Here is a 26,041-nt window from a genome sequence, read left to right as displayed (position 1 = left end):
CTCCCTTACAGCGCCTTTACCGTGTCGATAAACTGACTCATGCTCATTGCACCCGGCAAGAGGTTTTCGTCATTCTCAAACACCATATAATAGCGATAATCCTTGCCCGCTGCTGTACGCCACGCTTGACCGAGAGCAATCCTCTCCCGGCTACCATCATTTTTCAGATGTTCGCCCTTGGTTTCCGCGCAGATGAGCTTGCCGCTTTGGGTCATAATCAGAATATCGGGATAATGCTTGATAAAGCCATTGATTGCAAAATCCTGCTTTGCAATATTCCTGTGCCACCAGCGGACATTCGGCAGGGCGGTCAACTCCACAATCAGCTTTTCTTCCAGCTTGTTCATATCGCCGTTCTCCGCCGTGTACAGCGAACGGGCATATATGTCGGTATATGTGGCAGGATGGATAGAGGGGCGCAGACGGAAATAGGGCTTGCAGACGATGCGCTCCGTTTCCAGCCACTTTTCAAAAGTTTCCCGATAGTGGACTTCCAGCAACGTTTCAATCTTGTCACGGATCTTCGCCGCATAGCCCAGCGGGGCTTTCTCCATGGCGGCAAGCTGCGCCTTGTCCATATCGTCCACGATACGGTTTATGTAGGCACGCAGCTCGGCAGCGTCCACCATATTCAGCTTGTTAAGCTGATTGAACATCATTTCCTTGCATTGACGCACCCGGCTTTCCGGTGGCAGATTGTTGAACCACTCCTTGAAGTACCGCTGCTCGGCACTCTCCATCTTGAACACCTTCGGCAAACCGCCGTCCTGCTCCCGCACGTCGATTTCGCGGATTTCATCGTCTGCGGCGGCAAAATCAACGTCGTATGCCTTGCCCTTGAGGGTAAAGCCCTCTGCCAGCATTTCCTTGTCCAGCAGTTCAAAAGAACCGTCCGTAAACAAAGATTGCTCAACTTTCAGGAAAAACTGCGGGATTTGCAGCGTTTCAATATCTTCCCGGAACTGCGGGTTTACCCCAAACGATTTCACTTTATCCCGCACCTCCCACGGAAGATTGTCCATCACCGGATCATTGCCGGTCTGCTGAATTGCGTCTGTGTACGCCTTTTCGACCTCTGCGGCAGCATCCAGCATGGTGTCGGCTTTCGGGGCGATTTCAGGCGTTTGCACTTGTTCTCTGCGCCGCTCCAACTCTGCCCCGATCAATTTCCCATCCAGCCCCGAAAAATCGTCCTCGGCGCTTTCCGGTTTGGAAGTTCCTTGCGGGTCAGGCAGCGTGATTTGCTCTGCTGCCTGTTCGGGAATCTGCGGTTTTGCGGACTCACCGATCCGATAGTCCTTATCGCTGAATCCTGCGCTGTTCAAGCCCTTGACGATATGCGCCACAGTATTGTTGAAGTCGTTGGAAGAAGTCAGCACATAGGACATATTGAGCGCACTCTGCGTGTGTTGGCTCGTATGTGGAAGACGGAGAATCCGGCCCAAAATCTGCTCCACGTCAACCTGACTTGTCTTATTGGCAAGGGACGCAAGGATATAGGCAAAGGGGCAATCCCAGCCCTCTTTCAGCGCATTGACCGTGATGATATACCGAATCGGGCAGCTTGGGGACATCAAATCGGTGTTTTTCAGTTCGTTCACATCGGCGGTTCGAATGGCAATTTGCTCGGCGGGAATCCCGGCGTCCACCAGCTTGTCCCGCAGTTTTTCAAAGGTGGTCGCGTCCTCTTTGCCCTTCGGCTGTGCCTGAAACAGCGCGATAGGACGGATATATTTACCTGTTTTGGCGTACTCTGCATTTGCGATTTCTTCCAGTTTGTTCCGCAGGTCGATTGCATCAATCAGCACCTCAGATTGGCTGTCCCGGTTATAGACGATCACGGGCAGCTTTACCATGTGTTCGTTTTTCAGCTGCACCGCGTCCACATAGGAGATAATATTGCTCTCCTTTTTCGGTGTGGCGGTCAAATCCAGCACAAAGCAGGGATTGAAGTTTTCCAGCATTTCAAGGCTCAATTCCGACCGGGCATGGTGGCTCTCGTCCACGATGACAAGCGGGTTAAGCTGGTTGATAATCTGGAACAGGGCGGTTTCGTCCGCTTTTTCAATGGGGCTGTCGGGTTTGCCCAGCACTTTTGCAAACTCGGCAAGGTTGCTGTTCTCCTGATAGGCTTTCAAGACCTCCTTGCCGCGACCACGGAACGAATCGTAGGACAGCACCATAACCGACAACTGCTCCGTTACGGCGGTGGGGTTGAAGTTTTGACCGTTCAAAAGCTCCTGCTTGGTGTAAACCTCCACACGCCCACCGAAATCCACGTCGATTTTCTGACGGTAGGGATGGGATGTGTCTTTCAGAGCTTTTGCTGTCTGCGTCAGAATCGCATCCGACGGAACAAGCCACACGACCGCCTTTGTCTTGGTAGCGGGGAGTGCGTCAAAGATAGGGCGAACGGCGTTGCAGGCAATAAAGGTCTTGCCGCCGCCCGTCGGCACCTTGAAGCAAAGGTTCGGGACGCCGGGTATCACGTTTTGGTATAGCCCTAAAGCCGGGGCTGATTTCTCCTGCCAGAACAGGCGAAACGCCGCTGCGTCATTCTTTGTTTCGTTCAGCAGTTCCAGATAGCGGGTCAAGTCCGCTATGACCTTTTTCTGATATGTTTTCAGTTCCATACAGCGAACACCCCCTTACAGTCTGCTAATGTCTCTCGGAATCTTCTTGAATGTAACGCCCATTTTTGCCAGCTTGTCCTCGCTGATGGAGCAGCGGTCGGCATAGATCACCGTTCCATCGGCTTTTTCCATAATGGTGGAGAGGAACGCATAGTCCAGCACCGTCACGCGCTGCGGCTCGTAGTAGAAGTAATAGCCCGTGCTGTTGTGCTTGCCGAGGTAATACGGATTGCCGCCGCTGGGCGGGGCGTAGGGCTGCTTGGTTTCCATGAACCAGATGTATTCGCGGATTTTCTCCGGGGCAACGGCTTCATTCAGGCAATCACCCACAAGCAGCGGTTCACCAAGATCATAGAAGCTGAAACTGCCACCCGTACCCTCCACGGCGTTCTTGCCCTCGCCGTAGCCACGGATCACGCGCTTGACGCGCTCGGCGGTGATGCTGTCGGCGTAGTCCATCATCTCGACAAGAATGAACTTGCGGTGTCCGCCGTCCGCCTTGTTCATGTTCAGGACAGCATGGGCGGTAGTGCCGGAACCGGCAAAAGAATCAAGGATAATAGAATTGGAATCAGAAGCAATCTGTAAGATACGTTCTATTAAGTGATAAGGTTTTGGGGTGTCAAATGGCATTTCCCCACTAAAAATAGACTTAATCTCCTTTTTTGCATCCTGAGTATGGCCAACTTCTTCATATGACCATAAGGTCTGCGGAACGATACCATCAGAAACTTCTGTGAGAAAGATTTTGGGAGCAGGAACGTTATTTCCGTCTTTCCCCCACCAAATTCGGCCATCTTTATCCAGTTCGTGGAACTTCTCTTCTGAAACGCGCCAATACGAGCCAGATGGTGGCCCATTAATTACACGTCCACTTGGGCATGTGATGGAGTATGTACCTTTACTATAATAATTTCTTGCAGCTAAATTGTTGGGACGCCATAAACCACGAGGATCATTATCCGGGTTTTTATATGCCTTATTCTGCTTTTCAGTTCTTGGCATTTTATGAGGTGTCCACATATCTGCATTTTTTCCAAATACCAGAATATAGTCATGATCCTCTGAAAAGTGTTTCGCTGTACTTTTAGGCGCATAGTTTTTACGCCATATTACAGTGGCTATAAAGTTTTGCTCACCGAATACTTCATTGCAAATAGAACGGAGATTGAAGAATTCTGCGTCATCAATACTGATAAAGATTGCCCCATCATCCGCTAACAGCTTTTGCAGCAGCTTCAACCGCGGGTACATCATGCACAGCCACTTGTCATGGCGGGTCAGGTCCTCGCCCTCTTTGCCGACAACCTCGCCCAGCCACTTTTTGATCTTCGGGTCGTTGACGTTATCGTTATAGACCCAGCCCTCGTTGCCGGTGTTGTAGGGCGGATCGATATAGATGCACTTGACGCGCCCCTCGTACCGGGGCAGCAGCGCTTTCAGGGCTTCCAGATTATCGCCCCGGATAATCATGTTTTCGCTGCCGTTATCCTCATCGTGCTGTCCGTTTTCATCAAAGCTATACTTGCGCTCCAACACCCGAAACGGCACGTCCTGATGGTGATTGATCACCTTGCTTTTTCCAATCCATTCAAGTGTCGGCATGGCTGATTTCCTCCGTAATCGTGTTATCCTCATTTCAAATGAGGGTATTTCTTCCCTGACCCTCAGCAGTAATGAGGGTCACTTCTGGCTATGTCTGTATAGCGGTTATTGTGGTGAAAGACCTATCCTGTCTTGGAAGGACTAAATCCTTGTCCAACGCTGTCATCGTTTGTCGAATCGACAATTTGGGTAGATTCGTGACAAGGGGTCAGTGCGCCCATTCGCACCCGCGAGATGGAATAGACCCCATTATTTCGAGTTAGAGTCGCTGATATAATCTGCGGCTCATTTTTCATTTTCGACGGGCTTCTTGATATACTTGCCGTTCTTGATTCTCGCGTCCGCTGGCTTCTCTGCGTCCTCTGGAATCCCCCAGACCGAGCCAATGCGGATAGCACCGGGGACGCGCCCCTCGCTGCACAAAATCTGAATACGGCGGGTGGAGATACCCCAGCGTTCGGCGGTTTGCGTGATAGATAAATACTTCATGGGCAGTACTCCTGTTGCAGTTCATTCCTGCGTCTGCTTACAAAATCACAGTATAATTATAATCGTCAAAGCGAATAAAAGCAATGGCTTCCTGAAAAGTTCAGGAAGTATTTTCAATTCAGACATGAAAGGGGTGTGGGGCTTCCCCAAAAATCAAAATGGGCGTATCGGCTGCAAAGCTGAACCGCTCATTTTTTCGGTGTGTACGGACACCGGATGTGCTTGCTACTCTCTCAAATCTCATATCCGCAGATACAACGCGCTCCCGCTTTTGCAAAAGCAGGGGCGCATATTTTTTGAAAATTTCTCATTTCGATACCTGCGTTTTGACTTAAAAATGTCCGTTGTAAAGTGAAAGGAAAAAATTTTTTGCCGCCATACTCAACAAACGGCAAAAAGGTGTCCGTTGTAAAGTGAAAGGAGTTCTTTGATATGCCAGACCGTACACGACCCATCCGCAAAGAAATCTGCCTGAATGAGCAGGAATTGAGTCTGATTCGCCACAAGATGAACCAACTCGGCACCCGCAACTTCGGCGCGTATGCCCGGAAAATGCTGATCAACGGGTACATCATCAAGGTCGATTACACCGAGCAGAAGAAGCTGGCTGCCGCTGTCAGCAGGATTGCCACAAACATCAACCACGTCTGCCACCGCATCAACAGTACCGGGCATTTCTACGATGCCGATGTTGCCGAACTGAAAGAACGGATGGCTGACGTATGGGAGATGCTGAAAGCACAGCAGAGAAACGAATTGTGATTCGGGAAAGGAGTACAGATATGCCGCGCATGAGCAAATCAAAAAAGCTGGAATGGTCGTTCTTCCTGAATGACCGGGGACGCAAGGCGTACAACACCCTCTGCCGCCGCTGCGTCCATGACTGCAAGCAGAGTTTCCGGGCGGTTGTCGTTATTTGCCCACATTATCGGTCAAAGAGGGCAAAAAAGGGTGGCACATCTGCGTACTCCCCTCGTGGACCTGACAGAAAACCGCCATAGCAGCCGTATCACACCAGACCAGAGAGGATGTGATGAAAAATCTATTTCAAACTGAATACTGCATTGCCGCCATTCATTCCCTTGCCGCGCTTCATGCTGGCGGGCGAATACTCCATCAACGCCAAGCTGCTATATGGGCTTCTGCTCAACCGCACCATGCTTTCCCAGAAAAGCGGTTGGGTGTCCGAGGATGGGAATGTGTATGTGATCTATACGATCAAGCAGATGGCAAACGATCTTGACCGGAGTGAGCGGACGGTCAAGACCGCCCTGCGGGAGCTGGAAAATGCCGGATTGATTACCCGCATCCGTCAGGGCTGGAATCAGGCAAACCGCATCTTTCTGCAAATCCCGGACAGGGTGCAGGTTTCTTCCCGTCCAGAGGGCAATATCTGCCCAATGGATGTGCAGGATTCTTCCCCTTGCATGGGACAAAAATTGCCTACAAGTAATACTGATACAGAATATAAAGAACATAGTAAGACTGAAAAAGTAGAGAGTACGCGCCGCCGATATGGAGAGTTTCAAAATGTTTTCCTGTCAGGCGAGGAATGTACCTGGCTGGAAGCGGCTTATCCCGGCAAAGCTGCCGAATACATTGAGCGGCTGTCCCGGTACATGGCTTCCAATGACAGGCACTATGCCAATCACTATGCCACCATCAAGAAGTGGCTGGACGAGGACAGCAAGGGCAGGAGTGCGAAAAACTATACCTACGATGATAACGAGGGAGAATGTCTATGAATCCGATTTTTACGAAAATGGTTGATGCCGTTGAAGCGGCTAATGCCGCACCTGACGATTACATCAATTCCGCTGATGGGCTGAAATACTGCGGCAAGGGCCACACGCCGAAAGAAGCCTTTTATCCCGCAGAACTTCAGGCACAGGGCTTTACCAAGCACCCGGTTATGTGCAAGTGCGCTGCCGAACGCCGAGAACAGGAAGAAGCGGAGCGCCGGGAATACGAGCGAATGTCCTATATGACAATGCTCCGCAGCGAAGCGTTCCGTGATATGCCCGCCGCTGGCTGGCGGTTTGAGGCAGCCGCAGTTACGACACCCCAGCTTGAAAAGGCGAGGGGTTACGCGCAGAACTGGGACGAGTTCAAAAAAGCGGGGATCGGGCTTCTCCTGTTCGGGAACGTTGGCACAGGAAAATCCTATGCCGCTGGATGCATTGCCAACGCTCTGATTGACCGTCTGGAGTCCGTCCTCTTTGTGGGAATGTCTGATGTAGTCAACCGTATGCAGGGTAACTTCGGTTCGGACCGCGACCATTACATGAAATCGCTTATGCGCCCCGACCTCCTCATTCTGGATGATTTGGGGGCAGAACGTAACACCAGCTTCGGTAAGGAGCGAGTGTTCGATGTGGTTGACAAACGGCTGCTGACCGGCAAGCCCATGATCGTCACCACGAATATCCCGCTTTCCGTTATGAAGCAAGCTGTCGATCTGGATGACCGCCGAATTTATGACCGCATCTTGGAGGTCTGCGTCCCGATCATGTTCGATGGAGACAGCTTCCGCAAAAGCACCGCTGCCGACAATCTGAAAACGGCGGCTCGTCTGCTCGGCTGATAAACCCAAGAAAGGAGCTTTTACATGGAGAATTGCATCGGCACCGTTCCGATCCATCTGAAAATGACGCTGACCGCCAGAGAGGCAGCAGAATACAGCAATATCGGTATCAACAAGATTGACAGTATGCTGAGAACGCCCAACTGCCCGTTCGTGCTTTTCGTCGGCACAAAGAAGCTGGTCAAGCGAAAGGAGTTTGAACAGTTCATCAGTGAAAAACTGGTGATATAAGTGGCTTCGGAAGATTTGTAAATAAGAGGAGAGTTTTTTCACGCAACGGCTTGAGAAAAAGGACGTTATATGCTATAATTTATGTGTAGTAGTGCGTCCTTTTTCGCAAGCGCGGAAAGGATACAATCTATGGGTAAGAATCTGAAAGGCAAAGAATGTGGTAAGGGTATCTGCCAGAGAAAGGACGGTTTATATTACGCACGGTTCGTAGATAAAACAGGAAAGCGGCATGAGAAGTATCTTCCGACGCTCCCCGAAGCTCGCAACTGGATTGAAGAATCAAAATACGCCGATGCGCACGAGGATGTTTTCGTAGCCACCGATACGACGGTGGATCAATGGTTTGATTTTTGGATTGAGAACATTGTGGGTGATTTAGCCCCCAATACGCTTCGCAACTATCGGGAGCGGTATGTTCACAATATTCAGCCTGTTATGGGCAAAATGATGATTGCCAACGTCAAGCCGATGCACTGCAAAAAGGTGTTCATACAGATGGATGCTGACTATGCGGGTTCCACCATCCGTCAAGCCTATATCACAATGGGTACGATGTTCAAGGCTGCGAAGATGAATGACCTGATTGCCAAGCACCCAATGGACGGTGTGCGGTTTACAAAGCCGGTTCGTGCGACAGACGATATTAAGTTCCTCACCCGTGACGAGCAGCGCGTGTTTCTTGAAACAGCGAAACGCTCCCGCAACTACAATCAGTACGCACTGATTCTTGAAACCGGCTTGCGTACCGGAGAGATGATCGGACTGACGTGGGACGCGATTGACTTTGAAAAGCGCACGCTCACGGTCAACAAAACATTGGAGTTTCGACACGGTGAACAGTATTGGCGTGCGGGTCCTCCGAAAACACAGCACAGCTACCGCACAATACCGTTGACGGATCGGGCTTATGAAATCCTCAAAGGTATTTGGAACAGCCGCCCGGAGCAAAAGGAGTCACCGACGCTGGACAAAACGCTTGAGTACATAGACAGACGTACAGGCGTTTCTTCTCGGCTTGTCATGCGCGATCTTGTCTTTATCAACTGGCGAACAGGAGAGCCAGCGAAGAACAGTTCCTATGATACCCACTTATATAAGCTCTGCGACGAAGCAGGGATCAAACACTTTTGTATGCACGCTTTACGCCATACTTATGCCACGAGAGCGATTGAAAGCGGTATGCAGCCGAAGGTGCTGCAAAAGTTGCTGGGTCATGCCAGCATCAAAACAACAATGGATCGGTATGTTCATGTGACTGCCGAATCGCTGGATTATGCCATCAAGCAATTTCAGCAAAATGGTGTAGTCTGATAAAATCCAATAAAGCCAAATGCGGAAATGGTGTAAAAATGGTGTAACAGCCAAGACGCCAAACGCTGAAACCCCTTGAAAATCAAGGAAAATTGAAGGAGAATGAGTACAAATGAAATTAGGAATCGTGGGGCTGCCCAATGTGGGAAAGTCCACTCTGTTCAACGCCATCACCAACGCCGGTGCCGAGAGCGCCAACTACCCCTTCTGCACCATCGAGCCCAATGTGGGCGTGGTGGCCGTGCCGGATGAGCGGCTGGACAAGCTGGCGGAGATGTACCAGCCCGATAAAAAGACCCCCGCCGTCATCGAATTTGTGGACATCGCCGGTCTGGTGAAGGGAGCCAGTCAGGGAGCGGGCCTCGGCAACAAGTTTTTGGAGAACATCCGCCGTACCGACGCCATCGTCCATGTGGTGCGCTGCTTCGATGACGAGAATATCATGCACGTGGTAGCCGATGCCGGTACCAACGTACCGGTGGACCCGCTGGGGGACATCGAGACCATCGACATGGAGCTGATCCTGGCGGATCTGGAGATGGTGAACCGCCGGGTGGAGAAGGCCGCCAAGGCCGCCAAGGGCGACAAGAAGTTCCTCCACGAGGCGGAGGTGTTCAAGGCACTGGCGGAGCATCTGGACGCCGGGAAGTCCGCCCGCACCTTCTCCTGCGGCGATGACGACCGGGCGCTGGTGGAGACCTGCGACCTGCTGAGCCTGAAGCCCATCATCTACGCCGCCAACATGGACGAGGCGGGCTTTGCCGATTATGAGAACAACCGCTACTTCCGGCTGGTGCGTGATCTGGCACAGAAGGAGGGCGCACAGGTGCTGCCCATCTGCGCCAAGCTGGAGCAGGACATCGCCGAGCTGGACGATCCGGAGGAGCGGGCCATGTTCCTGGAGGATCTGGGCATCGAAAAGTCCGGTCTGGATCGCCTGATCCAGTGCAGCTATGATCTGCTGGGCCTGATCTCCTTCCTGACCTACGGCAAGGACGAGTGCCGGGCGTGGACCATCCGCAAGGGTACCAAGGCCCCGCAGGCGGCGGGCAAGATCCACTCCGATATCGAGCGGGGCTTCATCCGGGCGGAGACCATCAACTTCGACGAGATGATGGCCTGCGGCGGCAGCGTGGCCGCCGCCAAGGAGAAGGGGCTGCTGCGGTCCGAGGGCAAGGATTATGTGGTCAAGGACGGCGACATGATCTACTTCCGCTTCAACGTATAAGCATGACCTGCAAGGGACACGGTTTGCCGTGTCCCTTTTTCATCCCCGGCCAATTCCGCCGTTTACAAAGGACGGTTTTTCTGATATGATAATGCATATCTATGGACTATCTACGCACAAAACAAAGGGAGAACATCCTCCCTGTGCGGATAGAGCGTGCCTTTTTTATGAAAGGAGACAACTGTTATGAACCAAGAGATCCAGTCTATTCTGGCCAGGGTAGACCACACCCTGCTGGCCCAGAGCGCCACTTGGAACGAGATCAAGGCCATTTGCGACGACGGCGTCAAGTACGGCTGCGCCAGCGTGTGCATCCCCGCCTCCTATGTGAAGCAGGCGGCGGAGTACGTGGACGGCAAGGTTGCCATCTGCACCGTCATCGGCTTCCCCAACGGCTATGACACCACCGCCGCCAAGTGCTTCGAGGCGGAGGACGCCGTGAACAACGGCGCTTCCGAGGTGGATATGGTCATCAACATCGGCTGGGTGAAGGACGGCCTGTACGATCAGGTGCTGGAGGAGATCCGGGCCGTGAAGGCCGCCTGCCACGGCAAGCTGCTGAAGGTCATCATCGAGACCTGTATGCTCACCGATGCCGAGAAGATCGAGATGTGCCGTGTGGTGTCCGACTCCGGCGCCGAGTACATCAAGACCTCCACCGGCTTCGGCGGAGGCGGCGCCACCCGTGAGGATGTGGCCCTCTTCAAGGCCCATGTGGCTCCCCATGTGAAGATCAAGGCTGCCGGCGGCATCGCCGACCTCAACGACGCCCGTGACTTCGTGGCCCTTGGGGCCGACCGTCTGGGCACCAGCCGCATTGTCAAGGCCGTGAAGGCCATGGAACAGGAATAAAAGGAGGAACCATCTATGCCTACCCCCCATAATAACGCCGCCCCCGGCGCCTTCGCCAAGACCGTGCTCATGCCCGGCGATCCCCTGCGCTCCAAGTTCATTGCCGAGACGTTTCTGGAAAACCCCGTGCTGGTGAACAACGTCCGTGGCGTGCAGGGCTATACCGGTACGTACAAGGGCGTGCCGGTGTCCGTCATGGCCTCCGGCATGGGAATGCCCTCCATCGGCATCTACGCCCACGAGCTGTACACCCAGTACGGCGTGGAAAACATCATCCGTGTGGGCTCTGCCGGAGCCATGCGGGCCGATCTGGAGCTGGGCAGTGTGGTGGCCGGACAGGGTGCCTGCACCAACTCCAGCTTCGCCGACCAGTACGAGCTGGGTGTCCACTATGCCCCCATTGCCGACTTCGATCTGCTGATGGCCGCCGTGGAGTCGGCCCGTGAGCTGGGCGTGAAGATGCCCGTGGGCAACCTCTACTCCTCCGATACCTTCTATGACGCCGCCGGCCGCAACGCCCGGATGCAGAAGATGGGCGTCATGGCCGTGGAGATGGAGGCCGCTGCTCTGTACTGCACCGCCGCCTATCTGGGCAAGCGTGCGCTGGCTATCTGCTCCATCAGCGACAATCTGGTGCTGGGTACCGAGCTCACCGCCGACGAGCGCCAGACTACCTTCACCAACATGATGAAGATCGGCCTGGAGGTAGCGGTAAAAATGACAAAATAAAGCCGTTTTGCCCACAAAGCACCCGTTTTTTCGAACCCTGCCATGGTGAAAAATGCAGCAGACCCTGCAAATAGGGCTTGCCCTTTCCTGCCGTATCTGTTATAATGCACCTGAACGGGCAAGCTTTGCCCGAATAAATGAAGGAAGGTAGAACAATCATGAAAAGAGTTCTCGCTATGATCCTTGCGCTTGTCATGGCTCTGGCTCTGGTTGCCTGCGGCAACAAGAACACGGACGATGGCAAGAAAGACGATGACAAGAAAGACACCCCCACCGTCATCACCAACCCCGATGAGGTTCAGGATGAGATGACCTCCTCCGACGGCAAGTACGAGGTGGCTTTCGTCACCGACGTGGGTCAGCTGAAGGATAAGTCCTTCAACCAGGGTACTTACGACGGCGTGAAGCTGTACGCCGCCAACAACAACCTGTCCTACAAGTACTATCAGCCCGCCAACGGCAGTGAGGTCACCGATGATGACCGCTTCGCCGCTATGAAGGCCGCCGTGGACAACGGCGCCAAGGTGGTTGTCTGCGCCGGTTATCTGCAGGAGGCTGCTCTGCGTATGGCGGCCAAGCAGTTCACCGATGTGTCCTTTGTCTTCATTGATGGTTATCCCGTCGGTGAGGAAGCCGATGTGAAAGATTCCCCCGCTCTGAAGAACATTGCCGGCGTTGCCTTTAAGGAAGAGCAGTGCGGCTATCTGGCCGGTTACGCTGTTGTCAAGGAAGGCTACACCAAGCTGGGCTTCACCGGTGGCGGCGGCGGCAACAACCCCGCCTGCTGCCGTTACGGCTATGGCTTCGTGCAGGGCGCTGACGCCGCTGCCAAGGAGCTGAACGAGAAGGTAGAGATCAACTACTCCTGGCAGTATGGTGCCAGCTTCTCCGCTTCCCCCGAGCTGCAGACCATGGCCGCCGGCTGGTATCAGGCTGGCACTGAGGTCATCTTCGCCTGCGGCGGTTCCATGTTCGCCTCTGTCGCCGCTGCTGCCGGCGCTGAGGAGGGCAAGGTCGTCGGCGTGGACGTGGACCAGTCTGGTGAGTCCCCCACCGTGATCACCTCCGCCATGAAGGGCCTGGCTGACTCTGCTCAGTGGGCTCTGGGCAAGTTCTATGCCGGTGAGTTCGCCTCCATCGGCGGTGTCCAGACCTCTCTGGGTGCCAATGAGAACGCCGTGGGTCTGCCCACTGCTACTTGGTCCCTGACCAAGTGGAGCGTTGATTCTTACAAGGTCATGCTGCAGGACATCAAGGACGGCAAGATCGCCATCGACAACAACTACGACAATCTGGCCAGCACCGAGAATGTCACTCTGAACATCGTCGGCTAAGCCTCTGCGTGTCGAACTCCACAGCGCCCGTGCTCTGCACGGGCGCTGTTTTTTGCTCCAAAGCCCCGGATGCCTCCCGTGGAGATTTGCGGCATCCCGCTTGTCAACCGGCGGCCGTCATGCTATAATTTTCCAAGGAAGCCGGAAGGGGGGAGCACACATGGGACTGCACGACGGACATCGCCAGCGCAAGCGGGAGCGCTTCCTGAAGCAGGGAGCCGACGGTCTGGCGGATCATGAGGTGCTGGAGCTGCTGCTGTACTATGCCATCCCCCGCCGGGACACCAACGAGCTGGCCCACCGGCTGATCCAGCACTTCGGTACGCTGGACGCCGTGTTCCAGGCCCCGCCGGAGGCACTGATGCAGGTGTCCGGCATCGGGGAGAATGCCGCCGTGCTGTTGAATCTGGTGCCGGCGGCCCAGCGGTGCGCCCGGCGCAGCGTCTCTGCCGAACGCATCCTCAACTCCGTGGAGCGCTGCGGTGCCTACTTCATGGACCTGCTGGATGCTCAGCGCCGGGAGCTGCTGTATCAGGTGTGTCTGGACGGCAAGGGAAAGGTGCTTTCCTGCAAATGCCTGTCCCAAGGCAGCGCCGATATGACCTCCCTCAGCATCCGGCAGGTGGTGGAGAATGCCCTGCTGTCCGGCGCCGCAGGCGTGGTGCTGGGCCACAATCACCCCAGCGGTGTGGCTCTGCCGTCGGCGGAGGACCGGGCCGCCACCCTGCAGGTGCGGGACGCTCTGGCCACCATGGATATCCGCCTGCTGGACCACATCATCGTGGCCGACGGTGATTTCGTCTCCATGGAGGCCAGCGGCCTTCTGTACGGCTGACCCACTCGAAAGGAAATTCCCCCAGCGCCCCGCTCCGGATGGAGCGGGGCGCTGCCATGTTTTCCCTCCACAAAATCAGAACATTTGTTTCAAAATTCATATTTACATATGAGATTTTTGTGGTAAAATAAAGTGATATACACTGAAATTGCAGGAGGCCCATTCCATGCCCCAGTTCAAAGTTATTTCGGAATATACCCCCTCCGGCGACCAGCCGCAGGCCATCGAAAAGCTGGCGGAGGGACTGGAGAACGGCCTGCGCCAGCAGGTGCTGCTGGGCGTCACTGGCAGCGGCAAGACCTACACCATGGCCAAGGTCATCGAGAAGGTGCAGCGCCCCACGCTGGTGCTGGCCCACAACAAGACGCTGGCGGCCCAGCTGTGCGAGGAGTTCCGGGAGTTCTTCCCGGAAAACGCCGTGGAGTACTTCGTCTCCTACTACGACTACTATCAGCCGGAGGCGTACATCCCCCACACGGATACCTTCATCGAGAAGGACGCCGCCATCAACGCCGAGATCGAGCGCCTGCGCCACAGCGCCACGGCAGCCCTCTTTGAGCGGCGAGACGTCATCGTGGTGGCGTCGGTGTCCTGCATCTACGGCTTGGGGGATCCCATCGACTACGCCAACATGGTCATCTCCCTGCGGCAGGGGAAGGAGTACCCACGGGAGCAGCTGCTGCGGAAGCTGGTGGAGATCCGCTACGACCGCAACGACGTGGCCTTTGAGCGCAATATGTTCCGGGTCCGGGGGGACACGGTGGAGATTTACCCGGTGTACGCCAACGGCTACGCCATTCGGGTGGAGTTCTTTGGGGACGAGATCGACCGCATCTCGGAGATCAACCCCGTCACCGGTCAGGCCCAGCGGGTGCTGCAGCACGTGGCCATTTACCCCGCCAGCCACTACGTCACCACCAAGGAGAAGATGGAGCGGGCGGTGCAGGAGATCGAGCGGGAGCTGGCGGAGCGCAAGGCCTACTTTGAGGATCACGGCAAGCTCATCGAGGCCCAACGCATCGACCAGCGCACCCGCTACGATGTGGAGATGATGCGGGAGCTGGGCTACTGCACCGGCATCGAGAATTACAGCCGGGTCATCTCCGGCCGGGAGCCGGGCTCTCCGCCCACCACGCTGCTGGACTACTTCCCGGAGGACTTTGTCCTCTTTGTGGACGAGAGCCATGTGACCCTACCTCAGGTGCGGGCCATGTATAACGGCGACCGGGCCAGGAAGGAGAGCCTGGTGGAGTACGGCTTCCGCCTGCCCTGCGCCTATGATAACCGCCCCCTGAAGTTCCCGGAGTTTGAGGAGCGCTTCCGTCAGGCGGTGTTCGTCTCCGCCACGCCGGGGGAGTACGAGCGGGAGGGAGCCGACCAGATCGTGGAGCAGGTGATCCGCCCCACGGGCCTGCTGGATCCCCGTGTGGAGGTGCGGCCCGTCACCGGCCAGATCGACGATCTGGTGGAGGAGATCCGGATCCGTGCCGCACGGGACGAGCGGGTGCTGGTAACCACCCTCACCAAGCGCATGGCGGAGGATCTGACGGACCACATGAAGGGCCTTGGCCTGCGGGTGCGGTATATGCACTCCGACATCGCCACCATCCAGCGGATGGAGCTGATCCGGGACCTGCGGCTGGGGGAGTTCGACGTGCTGGTGGGCATCAACCTGCTGCGTGAGGGACTGGACCTGCCGGAGGTGTCCATGGTGGCCATTCTGGACGCCGATAAGGAGGGCTTCCTCCGCAGCGAGACCAGCCTCATCCAGACCATCGGCCGGGCCGCCCGCAACGCAGAGGGACTGGTGGTGCTGTACGCCGATACTGTCACCCCCTCCATGAAGGCGGCCATTACCGAGACAGAGCGTCGCCGGAAGAAGCAGGACGCTTACAACAAGGCCCACGGCATCGTCCCTCAGACCATCCGCAAGAGCGTGCGGAAGGTGCTGGAGATCTCCCATTCGGCGGAGGAGGAAAAGACCACCGCCCGCCGCAAGCTGACGGACGCCGAGCGGGAGGCCACCATCCGCCGGCTGGAAAAGGAAATGAAGGAAGCCAGCAAAATGCTGGAATTCGAATACGCCGCCCTGCTGCGTGACCAGATCATCGAGCTGCGGGGCCAGAAGTAACAGGAGGCGCTATGGCCCATATACCCACCGTGGATATCCGCCAACTGGGGGATATCTCCTTTGACCGCCAACTGGAGCTGGCCCGGCAGCCCAACCGGGATTACGACGTGGACCGGTGGCTGTTCGTCCCCAACACCTACACCGAGTACCGGTACATTCTGGGTACACGGGGGGAAAAGCCTCTGATCTGCGTGGGCATCAACCCCTCCACCGCCCGGCCCGGTGCGCTGGATCCCACCCTGAAAAGCGTGGAACGCATCGCCCGCAACAGCGGCTTTGACTCCTTCATCATGTTCAACGTCTATGCCCAGCGGGCCACCTCCCCCGACGATATGGAGCGCACCTGCAACCCGGAGTTGCACCGGGAGAATATGCGGGCCTTTGCCTACATTCTCTCCCGCACACCGGATCCGGTGGTGTGGGCGGCCTGGGGGACCATCATCGAGAAGCGGGACTACCTGTGGCCCTGCCTGCGGGATATGATCGCCTTGGGAGAGGCCGCCGGCGCCCGGTGGGTCACCTGCGGCAAGCGCTCTGCGGCGGGGCATCCCCATCATCCCCTGTACCTCCGGGCAGACGCCGTGCCGGAGCCCTTCGACGTGGCGGCCTACGCCGCTGCGGGGGAGACCCGTGCTGCCGCTGCGGCCCGTGGCCGTCGCCGCCGGATATGAGGAGGGGAGCGCTATGACGGAGAAGCGTGCCGGGCTCAGCGCCATGACCCTGAAATACATCGCCATGGCCACCATGCTGGTGGACCATATGGGCTACGTCCTGTTCCCGTGGATCCTGTGGCTGCGGTGCGTGGGGCGCATCGCCTTTCCCATCTTCGCCTTTCAGATCGCTGAGGGCTGCATCCGCACCCATGACAGGCGGCGGTACGCCCTGCGGCTGCTGCTGTTTGCGGTGCTGACGGAGGTACCCTTCGATCTGGCCTTCAACGGCCAAGTGCTGTACCTCGGCTACCAGAATGTCCTGTGGACGCTGCTGGCCGGGGCGCTGGTGTGCTGGGCGGCGGACTGGGCGCAGAGGACCCCGGACGCCCTGCACCTTCTGGCGGCCACGGCGGCGTTTGCCGGAGCCTTCTGGCTGCTGGAGGTCTGCCATACGGACTACGGCGGCTGGGGCATGGCCCTGATTTTGTTGTTTCACCTGTCCCGTGGGAACCGGCTGATCCAGCTGGCGGGACTGGCGGTGTTCTGTGTCGCCAGCGTAGGCGGCGTCAGCATCGAACTGTACGCACTGGTGAGCCTTGCCTTCATCTGGCTCTATGACGGGCGGCGGGGCTATTGCAGCCGCCCCATCCAGTGGTTGTGCTACGCATTTTATCCCGTTCACCTGCTGCTCCTGTGGCTCTATGCCCGGACGGTGGACGGCATATGGTATTTGACATAAGGAGATACATCATGGCAAAGCATAAAGAGGAAAAGACCAACGTCATGCGGGTGCTGGATCAGAAGAAGATCCCCTATACCGCCCACACCTACGACCCGGAGAGCGGCATCGACGGCGTGTCCGTGGCCCGTTCGCTGGGGCAGGATCCGGCATCGGTGTTCAAAACGCTGGTGGCCCGTGGGGCCAGCGGCGGTTACTATGTGTTCGACATTCCCGTGGCTGCCACGCTGGACCTGAAAAAAGCCGCCCATGCCGTGGGGGAGAAGTCCGTGGCCATGCTGCCTCAGAAGGAACTGCTGCCCCTGACGGGCTACGTCCACGGCGGGTGCAGCCCCGTGGGCATGAAAAAGCTGTTCCCCACGGTGTTTCATGAGACGGCGGCGAGCCTGCCTGTCATCATGGTGTCGGCGGGGAAGCTGGGGTACCAGATCGCCTGCGACCCCAAGGCACTGTTGGCGCTGGTGAGGGCCGATACGGCGGACATCATCACGGAGGAATGACGGATGCAGCTGCGTTTTATCGACGAGCACAATGACCGGGGCCACCTGCTGTGGGCGGAGGAGCCGGTGGGGTTGGCCCTGCGGGGCGAGACGCAGCAGACGGCGCTCTCCAAGCTCCCGGCGGAGCTGACGGCCTATCGCCGCTGGCTGGGTCTGCCGCCGGTGCCGGCGGTGGGAGTTGTCACGCAGGAGGCGGCCAGCCCTCTCAACGTCCACGATGCCGACAGCGACATCCTGCTGCCCTCCGAGCACCGCCCCCTGACGGCGGAGGAGTATGAAGCACGGAAGGCACTGGCCCTGCGGTCGGCGGAGGACTTCCTGACGCTGTACCGCTCCATCCCCGACAAGACACACACCACCCTCCCCCAGCGGGAGACCTTCTACGGGGACGTCCCCCTGACGGCGGAGGAGATGTACCGGCATACGAAAAACGTCAACGCCTACTACTTCGGAGAGATCGGGGTAGAGATCGGCAACGAGCCGGATATCCTCATCTGCCGCCGGGCGGGCTTCGCCGCACTGGAGCGACAGCCCCGGTACCTTCACAATGCCGTGTTTCACGGCAGCTATGACGAGGACTGGACGCTGCGGAAGGTGCTGCGCCGCTTTGTGTGGCATGACCGCATCCATGGCCGGGCCATGTGGCGCATGGCCTGCGCCCTCTGCGGCAGCCGCCGGGTGGCCGACCCCTATCGCTTCGCATAAATCGGAGATCAACAGGAGAAAAACACCATGCAGGATCATATTTATATCAAGGGTGCACGGGAGAATAACCTCAAGAACATCGACGTCACCATCCCGCGGGACAAGCTGGTGGTGCTGACGGGGCTCTCCGGCAGCGGCAAGTCCTCTCTGGCCTTTGACACCATCTACGCCGAGGGCCAGCGCCGGTATGTGGAGAGCCTGTCCAGCTACGCCCGGATGTTTCTGGGCCAGATGGATAAGCCCGATGTGGACTATATCGACGGCCTGTCCCCGGCCATTTCCATCGACCAAAAGACCACCAGCAAGAACCCCCGCTCCACGGTGGGCACGGTGACGGAGATCTACGACTATCTCCGCCTGCTGTGGGCCCGCATCGGCACCCCCCACTGCCCTAAGTGCGGCAAGGAGATCCGCCAGCAGACCATCGACCAGATCATCGACCAGATCCTGGCCCTGCCGGAGGGGACTCGGATTCAGGTGCTGGCCCCGGTGGTCCGGGGCCGCAAGGGCGAGCACGCCAAGGTGCTGGAGGATGCCCGCCGCTCCGGCTATGTCCGGGTGCGGGCTGACGGGAACCTCTATGACCTGTCGGAGGATATCCCGCTGGAGAAAAACAAGAAGCACCACATCGAGATCGTGGTGGACCGGCTCATCGTCCGGCCCGATCTTGGCCAGCGGCTGACGGACTCCGTGGAAACGGCGTCCCACCTCTCCGGCGGCATCGTCATCGTGAATCTGCTGCGGGAGGAGCAGGATCTGGTCTTTTCCCAGAACTACGCCTGCGACGACTGCGGCATCAGCATCGAGGAGCTGACGCCCCGGATGTTCTCCTTCAACAACCCCTACGGCGCCTGCCCCACCTGCACGGGGCTGGGGATGCAGCTGAAGGCGGACCCCGCCCTCATCATCCCCGACGACAGCCTCTCCATTCTGGACGGAGCCATCACTGCCAGCGGCTGGAACTCCATCCGCTCCGACGGCATCAGCCGGATGTACTTCGAGGCCTTGTCCAAGAAATATCAGTTCTCCCTCCGAACCCCGGTGCGGGAGCTGCCGGAGTCCGTGCGGCAGATCATCCTCTACGGCACCGGCGGCGAGAAGCTGGAGCTGCACTATGACCAGCCCCGTGGCAAGGGCGTATTATATCAGCCCTTCGAGGGGGTGGCCAACAATCTGGAACGTCGGTATCAGGAGACTCAGTCCGACGCCAGCAAGCGGGAGATCGAGGAGTTCATGTCCCAATGCCCCTGCCCGGCCTGCCGGGGCCGCCGTCTGAAGCCGGAGGCACTGGCGGTGACGGTGGGCGGCCTGTCCATCTGGCAGGCCACGGAGCTGCCGGTGGATGAGGAGCTGGCCTTCTTCAACGGCCTGACCCTGACGGAGACGCAGCAGCTCATCGCCGCACAGATTTTGAAGGAGATCCGCTCCCGGCTGGGCTTTTTGCAGTCCGTGGGCCTCAGCTACCTGACCCTGTCCCGCTCCAGCGGTACCCTGTCCGGCGGCGAGAGCCAGCGTATCCGGCTGGCCACGCAGATCGGCAGCAGCCTGATGGGAGTGCTGTATATTCTGGACGAGCCCTCCATCGGCCTGCACCAGCGGGACAACGACAAGCTGCTGGCCACCCTCTGCCGCCTGCGGGATCTGGGCAACACCCTCATCGTGGTGGAGCACGACGAGGACACCATGCGGGCCGCCGACTATCTCATCGACATCGGCCCCGGCGCCGGAGCCCACGGCGGGCAGGTGGTGGCCGCCGGCACGCCGGAGGAGGTCATGGCCGATCCCGACAGCCTGACGGGCCAGTATCTCAGTGGGAAAAAGCGCATCGAGGTGCCGGCCGCCCGCCGCCCCGGCAATGGGAAGCTCCTGACGGTGCGGGGCGCACGGGAGAATAACCTGAAAAACATCGACATCTCCGTGCCGCTGGGGACCTTCACCTGCGTCACCGGTGTCTCCGGCAGCGGCAAGTCCTCTCTGGTCAACGAGATCATCTATAAGCGGCTGGGCGCCGAGCTGAACCGCATGAAGACCCACCCCGGCAAGCACACCGCCATGGAGGGACTGGAGCATCTGGACAAAGTGGTAGGCATCGACCAGAGCCCCATCGGCCGCACGCCCCGCTCCAACCCCGCCACCTACACCAATCTCTTCAACGACATACGCAATCTCTTTGCCGCCACGCAGGAGGCCAAGGCCCGTGGCTACGGGCCGGGGCGCTTTTCCTTCAACACCCGTGGCGGCCGGTGCGAGGCCTGCTCCGGCGACGGTCTGCTGAAGATCGAGATGCACTTTCTGGCGGACGTGTACGTCCCCTGTGAGGTGTGCCACGGCAAGCGCTATAACCGGGAGACGCTGGAGGTGAAGTACAAGGGCAAGAGCATCGCTGACGTGCTGGATATGACGGCGGAGGAGGCGCTGGCCTTCTTTGCCCCGGTGCCGAGGATCGCTGAAAAGCTTCGAACCCTCTGCGATGTGGGACTGGGCTATGTGAAGCTGGGCCAGTCCTCCACCACTCTCTCCGGCGGTGAGGCCCAGCGGGTGAAGCTGGCCACGGAGCTGTCCCGCCGTGCCACGGGCCGCACCTTCTATATTCTGGACGAGCCCACCACGGGCCTGCACTCCGACGATGTGAAAAAGCTGCTGGAGGTGCTGCAGCGGCTGGTGGACGCCGGGAACACGGTGCTGGTCATCGAGCACAATCTGGATGTCATCAAGTCCGCCGACTGGCTCATCGATCTGGGCCCGGAGGGCGGCGCCGGGGGAGGAACCCTCGTCTGCGCCGGTACTCCGGAGACGGTGGCGGCCTGCGAGGCCTCGTACACCGGCCAGTATCTGAAGAAGTATCTGTTCTGACTGTCTGCGCCGGTTGCGGCGGCGGAGAAAATGTGATAAGCTGGCATCGAGACACCTGCCCTCCCGCCTTCTGCATACAATGGCATGAGGTGATGGCATGGAACTGATGGGAGACGGCCTCATCGCCTTTTTGGCGGCGGTGGGCGTGAGCACCATCCTCTGGCTGCTGGCAGAGACGCTGCTGCGCCGTCATAGGCCGGTGGCGGAGGCTATATTGGTGCTGCCGGTCCGGGGCGACGGGGCCACGCTGGAGCGGGCTCTGCGCCTGACCATGGAGCAGCGCACGACGGGGGAGACCCCCATTCTGCTGGCGGACTGCGGGCTGGACGAGACGGGACTGCGTCTGGCGCAGGGCCTGACGCAGCGATACAGCCGGGTGCAGCTTTGCCCGGCGGAGGAATTGGAAAATTATCTGAAGTGAGGAACGAGCTATGGGTGAGCGCTGCACGGTGGAGGGAACCGTCCAACACGTGATCTTCCAGAATGAGGAGAACGGCTATACGGTGCTGGGCCTGCTGACGGAGGAGGGTGAGCTGGTGACAGTGGTGGGATGTATCCCCTGCGTGGCCCCCGGTGAAAAGCTCACCGCCGACGGCCTGTGGGTCAGCCACCCCTCCTACGGTCAGCAGTTCGCCGCCGAGACGGTGGAGCGTCTGATGCCGGAGACGGAGGAGGAACTCATCAGCTACCTCTCCTCCGGCATCATCAAGGGCGTCGGCCCTGCCACGGCGGAGCGGCTGGTGGAGCGGTTCGGCGGCGAGACGCTGGCTGTTATCGAGGAGGAGCCGGAGCGGCTGAGCACCGTCAAGGGCATCACCTCCAAGCGGGCCATGGAGATCTCCGCCGCCTTCCGGGAGCTGACGGGACTGCGTCGGGTCATGGAGTTTCTGGCCCGGTACGAGCTGCCGGTGGAACTGGCCATGCGGCTGTACCGCACCTACGGAGCCGATGCGCTGCCCCGCCTCCGGGCGGACCCCTATCTGCTGGCGGGGGAGCGCTACGGCGTAGCCTTTGCCGATGTGGACGAGATCGCTCTGAGTATGGGCTTCGGCGGCGACAGTCCCTGCCGCACGGAGGCGGCAGTGCTGTACGAGCTGGAGCACAATCTGGGCAACGGCCATGTGTTCCTGCCCCGCCCCAAGCTGCTGGCGGCCACGGAACAGCTCATCGGCGCCCCGCCGGAGCTGGTGGAGCAGGCGCTGGATACGCTGGAGAGCCGTGGCGCCGTGGTGGAGGAACAGATCGCACGGGTGGATGCCTGCTACCTGCGCCGGATGTATCTGGCAGAGAGCGAGACGGCCCGGCGGCTGCTGGCGCTGCGGGATGCCCCCCGGTCACAGGGCCGGGGCGTGGAGAAGCTGATCCGGGAGATGGAGGAGCAGCAGGGCATCGCCTATGCCCCTCAGCAGCGTCAGGCGGTGGAGTTGGCGGCCCGCACCGGCGTGCTGCTGTTGACCGGCGGCCCCGGCACCGGCAAGACCACCTCCACACGGGGCATCGTGGCCCTTTTCGAGGGCATGGGCCTTCAGGTGCTGCTGCTGGCCCCCACAGGCCGTGCCGCCAAGCGCATGAGCGAGCTGTGCCGCCGGGAGGCCCAGACCATCCACCGGGCGCTGGGTATGACCTATAACGAGCTCACCGGCGAGACGGTGTTTAAGAAAAACGGCAAAGAGCCGCTGGAGGCCGATGCCGTCATTGTAGACGAGATGAGCATGGTGGACCTGCCGTTGATGCAGGCATTGCTGGAGGCTGTGAAGCCCGGCTGCCGTCTGGTGATGGTGGGGGACCCCGACCAGCTGCCCTCCGTTGGCCCCGGCAACGTGCTGGGGGATCTGCTGCGCTCCCACGCAGTGGCCGCCGTGTCCCTGACGGAGGTGTTCCGTCAGGCGGAGCGTTCCGCCATCATCCGCAATGCCCACGCCGTCAACAGCGGCCGTCCCCCGGAGCTTGGCAGCGGCCAGAACGACTTCTTTTTCCTGTGCCGCCGGGCCCCGGACCGTCTGGTGCAGACGGTGGTGGACCTGTGCCGCACCCGCCTGCCGGACAACATGGGCATCCCCGCCGATCAGATTCAGGTGCTGTCTCCCACCCGCCGGGGCCTTACCGGCACCGTGAGCCTGAACCGGGCGCTGCAGGCAGCTTTGAACCCCCCTGCCCCGGACAAGCACCAGAAGACGTGGGGGGAGCTGACCTTCCGGGAGGGGGATCGGGTCATGCAGACCCGCAACAACTACGACGTTCTCTGGCAGAAGGACGACGGCGAGATGGGTACCGGCATCTTCAACGGCGACGTGGGGGTCATTCAGGAGATCGACCCCGGCGGCGAGCTGGTGACCATCCGCTTCGATGACCGCACCAGTGTCTATACCCCGGATCTGCTGGGCCAGCTGGACATGGCCTATGCCATGACGGTACATAAGGCGCAGGGCAGCGAGTACCGGGCCGTGGTGCTGGTCAGCGCACCTGCCGCCGCATCTCTCATGGTGCGGGGGGTGCTGTATACTGCCATCACACGGGCCAGAGAGCTGCTGGTAATGGTGGGGGACGATGTGATCCCCGGAAAAATGGCAGAAAACGACCGGCAGGCCCGGCGATACAGCGGCCTGCGCCGCAGACTCATGCAGGGAGGTGGCAGCGATGGCGCTTCAGGATGATCTGAACCGGCTGCAAAAGCAGCTGGGGAATTTTCTCTTTCCCCGGAAATGTCCCTTCTGCGGGACCGTCACCGGCGGCCGCCTGCTGTGCGGCAGCTGCGAAAGGACTCTGCCCTATACCGGGGAGAACGCCCTGTGTCAGGGGACCTTCGGGCGGTGCGCCTCGCCGCTGTACTATACCGGCCCCGTCCGGGAGGCTATCCTCCGCTTCAAGTTTCAGGGCCGCACCGGCGGACTGGACTGCTTCGGCCGATTGATGGCCGACTGCGCCGCCCGGTGGTATCCCGGCGAGTTTGACACCGTGACGTGGGTGCCGGTGAGCCGCAAGCGCCTGCGGCAGCGGGGCTTTGACCAGTCCCGTCTGCTGGCGGCCAGCCTGTGCGTGGATTGGCACGTGGCCCCGGTGGAGACCCTCCGCAAGGCGGTGGACAACCCCGCCCAGTCGGGGCTTACCGACGCTGAGCATCGCCGGGCCAACGTGCTGGGAGTCTACGAGGCCCTGCCGGAGAACGTCCGGGACAAGCGTCTCCTGCTCATCGACGATATCGTCACCACCGGCTCCACCCTCACCGAGTGCGTCCGGGTGCTGCGGGCGGCCGGGGCCGCCGACGTGGTGTGCCTGACGCTGGCCCGCACCGAGGAGGAGCACTGATTAAGGGGAATGCGGCATGCGGCGAGACACCGCCGGTATGGAAATGCCGCAAACGGCGCACAATAGCACCGGGACTTGTCTGCGGCGGGACGTGATTTCCTAAAAAACTGTGAACATTTGTTTACGAAGCCATAAAACCGGGAAAACACTCTTGCAAAATGCGGAAAGCGCCTTTATAATTGTAGCTTAGAGAAGAATCGGCTGCCTGCAGCCGTGTCCCATAACAGAAGAAAACGAGGTGCAGCGTATGTGTTCATTGGCAAAGGATATCGGGATCGATCTGGGTACCGCATCGGTACTGGTCTATATTAAGGGTAAGGGCGTCGTGCTCAACGAGCCGTCTGTGGTGGCCATCGACAAGAATACCGGCCGCCTGCTGAAGGTGGGCGCCGAGGCTCAGGCTATGCTGGGCCGTACCCCCGGCAACATCGTGGCCATCCGCCCCCTGCGGGACGGCGTCATTTCCGACTACGATATGACGGAGCGGATGCTCAAGGAGTTCATCCGCAAGGTCACCGGCGGCTTCCACCTGTTCCCGCCCCGGATCATGGTGTGCGTCCCCTCCGGCATCACGGAGGTGGAAGAGCGTGCCGTCATCGACGCCGGCCGTCAGGCAGGCGCCCGCCGTGTCTACCTCATCGAGGAGCCCGTGGCGGCAGCCATCGGCGCCGGCATCGACATCACCAAGCCCGACGGCCATATGGTGGTGGATATCGGCGGCGGCACCAGCGACATTGCCGTCATCAGCCTCTCCGGCGTGGTGGAGTCTGCCTCCATCAAGGTGGCCGGCGACCAGTTCAACGAGTCCATCGTCAAATATATGCGCCGCAAGCACAATATCCTCATCGGCGAGCGCACGGCAGAGCAGATGAAAATGGAGATCGGCTGCGTCTATCCCAAGGAGGAGGAGGCCACCATCGAGATCAAGGGCCGCTGCCTGATGACGGGCCTGCCCAAGACCATCACCGTCAACTCCACCGAGATGATGGAGGCCTTCGAGGAGCCGGTGGAGCGTATTCTGGAGGCGGTTCACAACGTGCTGGAGCGCACGCCCCCGGAGCTGGTGGCGGATATCTCCAATAACGGCATCGTCATGACCGGCGGCGGCAGTCTGGTGGACGGCTTCGACAAGCTGATCACCGCCCGCACCGGCATCCATACGGTGGTGGCGGAGGACGCCATCTCCTGCGTGGCGGAGGGTACCGGCAAGAGTCTGGACTCTCTGGGCGATATGCAGGACGGAACGGTGAATCTGTCCCGCAGAAGACAGATGAACTGAGAAGCATTGACTTTGCACCGAAAAGCAGAGCTTCGGCTCTGCTT

The 26,041-nt window shown here is 58.9% G+C and carries 24 protein-coding genes; 21 read left to right on the top strand and 3 right to left on the bottom strand.

The genetic code is table 11. The features are described from left to right. Positions 1-5: 5 nt before the first annotated feature. The 3 genes from KJS28_RS10650 to KJS28_RS10640 all read right to left on the bottom strand — a co-directional run bounded on the left by KJS28_RS10650 (position 6) and on the right by KJS28_RS10640 (position 4,727). On the bottom strand, positions 6-2,633 hold the full coding sequence (locus tag KJS28_RS10650; RefSeq protein ID WP_213540898.1) for a DEAD/DEAH box helicase: 2,628 nt from the start codon (positions 2,631-2,633) through the stop codon (positions 6-8). A gap of 15 nt (positions 2,634-2,648) precedes the next feature. Continuing rightward, positions 2,649-4,238: a site-specific DNA-methyltransferase gene (locus tag KJS28_RS10645; protein ID WP_213540897.1), complete on the bottom strand. Its 1,590-nt coding sequence runs from the start codon at positions 4,236-4,238 to the stop codon at positions 2,649-2,651. Between the two features lie 285 nt (positions 4,239-4,523). Continuing rightward, positions 4,524-4,727, bottom strand: a complete 204-nt coding sequence (locus KJS28_RS10640; RefSeq protein ID WP_213540895.1) for a helix-turn-helix domain-containing protein — start codon at positions 4,725-4,727, stop codon at positions 4,524-4,526. Between the two features lie 432 nt (positions 4,728-5,159). Between KJS28_RS10640 and KJS28_RS10635 the strand changes: the two genes are divergently transcribed. The 21 genes from KJS28_RS10635 to mreB all read left to right on the top strand — a co-directional run bounded on the left by KJS28_RS10635 (position 5,160) and on the right by mreB (position 25,997). Continuing rightward, positions 5,160-5,489: a plasmid mobilization protein gene (locus KJS28_RS10635; protein WP_213540893.1), complete on the top strand. Its 330-nt coding sequence runs from the start codon at positions 5,160-5,162 to the stop codon at positions 5,487-5,489. 20 nt (positions 5,490-5,509) lie between these two features. Next, a complete protein-coding gene (locus tag KJS28_RS12550; protein ID WP_228298386.1) occupies positions 5,510-5,728 on the top strand; it encodes a hypothetical protein in 219 nt (72 codons plus the stop codon). A gap of 63 nt (positions 5,729-5,791) precedes the next feature. After that, positions 5,792-6,472, top strand: a complete 681-nt coding sequence (locus KJS28_RS10630; RefSeq protein ID WP_213540885.1) for a replication initiator protein A — start codon at positions 5,792-5,794, stop codon at positions 6,470-6,472. Beyond that, positions 6,469-7,311: an ATP-binding protein gene (locus KJS28_RS10625; RefSeq protein ID WP_228298385.1), complete on the top strand. Its 843-nt coding sequence runs from the start codon at positions 6,469-6,471 to the stop codon at positions 7,309-7,311. The genes KJS28_RS10630 and KJS28_RS10625 overlap by 4 nt, the downstream gene beginning before the upstream one ends. Before the next feature lie 24 nt (positions 7,312-7,335). Further along, entirely contained in the window at positions 7,336-7,542 is a 207-nt protein-coding gene (locus tag KJS28_RS10620) for an excisionase (protein WP_213540884.1), read from the top strand. Positions 7,543-7,671: 129 nt separating this feature from the next. Beyond that, positions 7,672-8,853, top strand: coding sequence for a tyrosine-type recombinase/integrase (locus tag KJS28_RS10615; protein ID WP_213540883.1), 1,182 nt, complete (start codon positions 7,672-7,674; stop codon positions 8,851-8,853). Between the two features lie 112 nt (positions 8,854-8,965). Further along, positions 8,966-10,081 carry a redox-regulated ATPase YchF gene (gene ychF / locus KJS28_RS10610; protein WP_213540881.1) on the top strand — a complete coding sequence of 372 codons (1,116 nt, stop codon included), beginning with the start codon at positions 8,966-8,968 and terminating at the stop codon, positions 10,079-10,081. 186 nt (positions 10,082-10,267) lie between these two features. Further along, positions 10,268-10,933 (top strand): deoxyribose-phosphate aldolase, encoded by a 666-nt coding sequence (gene deoC / locus KJS28_RS10605; RefSeq protein ID WP_213540875.1) that lies wholly within the window; start codon positions 10,268-10,270, stop codon positions 10,931-10,933. Between the two features lie 15 nt (positions 10,934-10,948). Beyond that, a complete protein-coding gene (deoD, locus tag KJS28_RS10600) occupies positions 10,949-11,662 on the top strand; it encodes a purine-nucleoside phosphorylase (RefSeq protein WP_213540873.1) in 714 nt (237 codons plus the stop codon). Between the two features lie 158 nt (positions 11,663-11,820). Then, the gene (locus KJS28_RS10595) at positions 11,821-12,996 is read left to right on the top strand and encodes a BMP family ABC transporter substrate-binding protein (RefSeq protein ID WP_228298384.1); all 1,176 of its coding nucleotides are present in this window, start codon (positions 11,821-11,823) and stop codon (positions 12,994-12,996) included. 160 nt (positions 12,997-13,156) lie between these two features. Beyond that, the gene (gene radC / locus KJS28_RS10590; RefSeq protein ID WP_213540869.1) at positions 13,157-13,831 is read left to right on the top strand and encodes a RadC family protein; all 675 of its coding nucleotides are present in this window, start codon (positions 13,157-13,159) and stop codon (positions 13,829-13,831) included. A 166-nt stretch (positions 13,832-13,997) separates the two neighbouring features. Then, on the top strand, positions 13,998-15,962 hold the full coding sequence (gene uvrB, locus KJS28_RS10585) for an excinuclease ABC subunit UvrB (protein ID WP_213540867.1): 1,965 nt from the start codon (positions 13,998-14,000) through the stop codon (positions 15,960-15,962). 11 nt (positions 15,963-15,973) lie between these two features. Next, positions 15,974-16,633: a DUF1643 domain-containing protein gene (locus KJS28_RS10580; protein ID WP_213540865.1), complete on the top strand. Its 660-nt coding sequence runs from the start codon at positions 15,974-15,976 to the stop codon at positions 16,631-16,633. Between the two features lie 13 nt (positions 16,634-16,646). Then, positions 16,647-17,354: a TraX family protein gene (locus tag KJS28_RS10575; protein ID WP_213540863.1), complete on the top strand. Its 708-nt coding sequence runs from the start codon at positions 16,647-16,649 to the stop codon at positions 17,352-17,354. Between the two features lie 11 nt (positions 17,355-17,365). Next, positions 17,366-17,854, top strand: coding sequence for a Cys-tRNA(Pro) deacylase (gene ybaK, locus KJS28_RS10570; RefSeq protein ID WP_213540860.1), 489 nt, complete (start codon positions 17,366-17,368; stop codon positions 17,852-17,854). Positions 17,855-17,857: 3 nt separating this feature from the next. Next, positions 17,858-18,559 carry a hypothetical protein gene (locus KJS28_RS10565; protein ID WP_213540858.1) on the top strand — a complete coding sequence of 234 codons (702 nt, stop codon included), beginning with the start codon at positions 17,858-17,860 and terminating at the stop codon, positions 18,557-18,559. Positions 18,560-18,586: 27 nt separating this feature from the next. Beyond that, positions 18,587-21,412 (top strand): excinuclease ABC subunit UvrA, encoded by a 2,826-nt coding sequence (gene uvrA, locus KJS28_RS10560; RefSeq protein WP_213540857.1) that lies wholly within the window; start codon positions 18,587-18,589, stop codon positions 21,410-21,412. 97 nt (positions 21,413-21,509) lie between these two features. Further along, positions 21,510-21,833, top strand: a complete 324-nt coding sequence (locus KJS28_RS10555) for a hypothetical protein (RefSeq protein WP_213540856.1) — start codon at positions 21,510-21,512, stop codon at positions 21,831-21,833. A gap of 10 nt (positions 21,834-21,843) precedes the next feature. Then, positions 21,844-24,066: an SF1B family DNA helicase RecD2 gene (gene recD2 / locus KJS28_RS10550; protein ID WP_213540855.1), complete on the top strand. Its 2,223-nt coding sequence runs from the start codon at positions 21,844-21,846 to the stop codon at positions 24,064-24,066. Then, on the top strand, positions 24,050-24,718 hold the full coding sequence (locus tag KJS28_RS10545) for a ComF family protein (RefSeq protein ID WP_213540854.1): 669 nt from the start codon (positions 24,050-24,052) through the stop codon (positions 24,716-24,718). Before recD2 ends, KJS28_RS10545 begins: the two co-directional genes overlap by 17 nt. Positions 24,719-24,965: 247 nt before the next feature. Next, the gene (gene mreB / locus KJS28_RS10540) at positions 24,966-25,997 is read left to right on the top strand and encodes a rod shape-determining protein (RefSeq protein WP_213540853.1); all 1,032 of its coding nucleotides are present in this window, start codon (positions 24,966-24,968) and stop codon (positions 25,995-25,997) included. Positions 25,998-26,041: the final 44 nt, after the last annotated feature.

The organism is Vescimonas coprocola, from assembly GCF_018408575.1.
Lineage (GTDB): Bacteria > Bacillota > Clostridia > Oscillospirales > Oscillospiraceae > Vescimonas > Vescimonas coprocola.
This window is presented reverse-complemented; position numbering and strand designations above follow the sequence as displayed.

What these genes read in the sequence shown, in the direction of transcription:
- ybaK (WP_213540860.1), top strand. Translation starts at nt 17,366, where the DNA reads ATGGCAAAGCATAAAGAGGAAAAGACCAACGTCATGCGGGTGCTGGAT.
- KJS28_RS10645 (WP_213540897.1), bottom strand. Translation starts at nt 4,238, where the DNA reads ATGCCGACACTTGAATGGATTGGAAAAAGCAAGGTGATCAATCACCAT.
- KJS28_RS10640 (WP_213540895.1), bottom strand. Translation starts at nt 4,727, where the DNA reads ATGAAGTATTTATCTATCACGCAAACCGCCGAACGCTGGGGTATCTCC.
- radC (WP_213540869.1), top strand. Translation starts at nt 13,157, where the DNA reads ATGGGACTGCACGACGGACATCGCCAGCGCAAGCGGGAGCGCTTCCTG.
- deoC (WP_213540875.1), top strand. Translation starts at nt 10,268, where the DNA reads ATGAACCAAGAGATCCAGTCTATTCTGGCCAGGGTAGACCACACCCTG.
- KJS28_RS10625 (WP_228298385.1), top strand. Translation starts at nt 6,469, where the DNA reads ATGAATCCGATTTTTACGAAAATGGTTGATGCCGTTGAAGCGGCTAAT.
- uvrB (WP_213540867.1), top strand. Translation starts at nt 13,998, where the DNA reads ATGCCCCAGTTCAAAGTTATTTCGGAATATACCCCCTCCGGCGACCAG.
- KJS28_RS10595 (WP_228298384.1), top strand. Translation starts at nt 11,821, where the DNA reads ATGAAAAGAGTTCTCGCTATGATCCTTGCGCTTGTCATGGCTCTGGCT.
- KJS28_RS10555 (WP_213540856.1), top strand. Translation starts at nt 21,510, where the DNA reads ATGGAACTGATGGGAGACGGCCTCATCGCCTTTTTGGCGGCGGTGGGC.
- KJS28_RS10620 (WP_213540884.1), top strand. Translation starts at nt 7,336, where the DNA reads ATGGAGAATTGCATCGGCACCGTTCCGATCCATCTGAAAATGACGCTG.
- deoD (WP_213540873.1), top strand. Translation starts at nt 10,949, where the DNA reads ATGCCTACCCCCCATAATAACGCCGCCCCCGGCGCCTTCGCCAAGACC.
- uvrA (WP_213540857.1), top strand. Translation starts at nt 18,587, where the DNA reads ATGCAGGATCATATTTATATCAAGGGTGCACGGGAGAATAACCTCAAG.
- KJS28_RS10545 (WP_213540854.1), top strand. Translation starts at nt 24,050, where the DNA reads ATGGCGCTTCAGGATGATCTGAACCGGCTGCAAAAGCAGCTGGGGAAT.
- mreB (WP_213540853.1), top strand. Translation starts at nt 24,966, where the DNA reads ATGTGTTCATTGGCAAAGGATATCGGGATCGATCTGGGTACCGCATCG.
- KJS28_RS10650 (WP_213540898.1), bottom strand. Translation starts at nt 2,633, where the DNA reads ATGGAACTGAAAACATATCAGAAAAAGGTCATAGCGGACTTGACCCGC.
- KJS28_RS10580 (WP_213540865.1), top strand. Translation starts at nt 15,974, where the DNA reads ATGGCCCATATACCCACCGTGGATATCCGCCAACTGGGGGATATCTCC.
- recD2 (WP_213540855.1), top strand. Translation starts at nt 21,844, where the DNA reads ATGGGTGAGCGCTGCACGGTGGAGGGAACCGTCCAACACGTGATCTTC.
- KJS28_RS12550 (WP_228298386.1), top strand. Translation starts at nt 5,510, where the DNA reads ATGCCGCGCATGAGCAAATCAAAAAAGCTGGAATGGTCGTTCTTCCTG.
- KJS28_RS10565 (WP_213540858.1), top strand. Translation starts at nt 17,858, where the DNA reads ATGCAGCTGCGTTTTATCGACGAGCACAATGACCGGGGCCACCTGCTG.
- ychF (WP_213540881.1), top strand. Translation starts at nt 8,966, where the DNA reads ATGAAATTAGGAATCGTGGGGCTGCCCAATGTGGGAAAGTCCACTCTG.
- KJS28_RS10635 (WP_213540893.1), top strand. Translation starts at nt 5,160, where the DNA reads ATGCCAGACCGTACACGACCCATCCGCAAAGAAATCTGCCTGAATGAG.
- KJS28_RS10615 (WP_213540883.1), top strand. Translation starts at nt 7,672, where the DNA reads ATGGGTAAGAATCTGAAAGGCAAAGAATGTGGTAAGGGTATCTGCCAG.
- KJS28_RS10575 (WP_213540863.1), top strand. Translation starts at nt 16,647, where the DNA reads ATGACGGAGAAGCGTGCCGGGCTCAGCGCCATGACCCTGAAATACATC.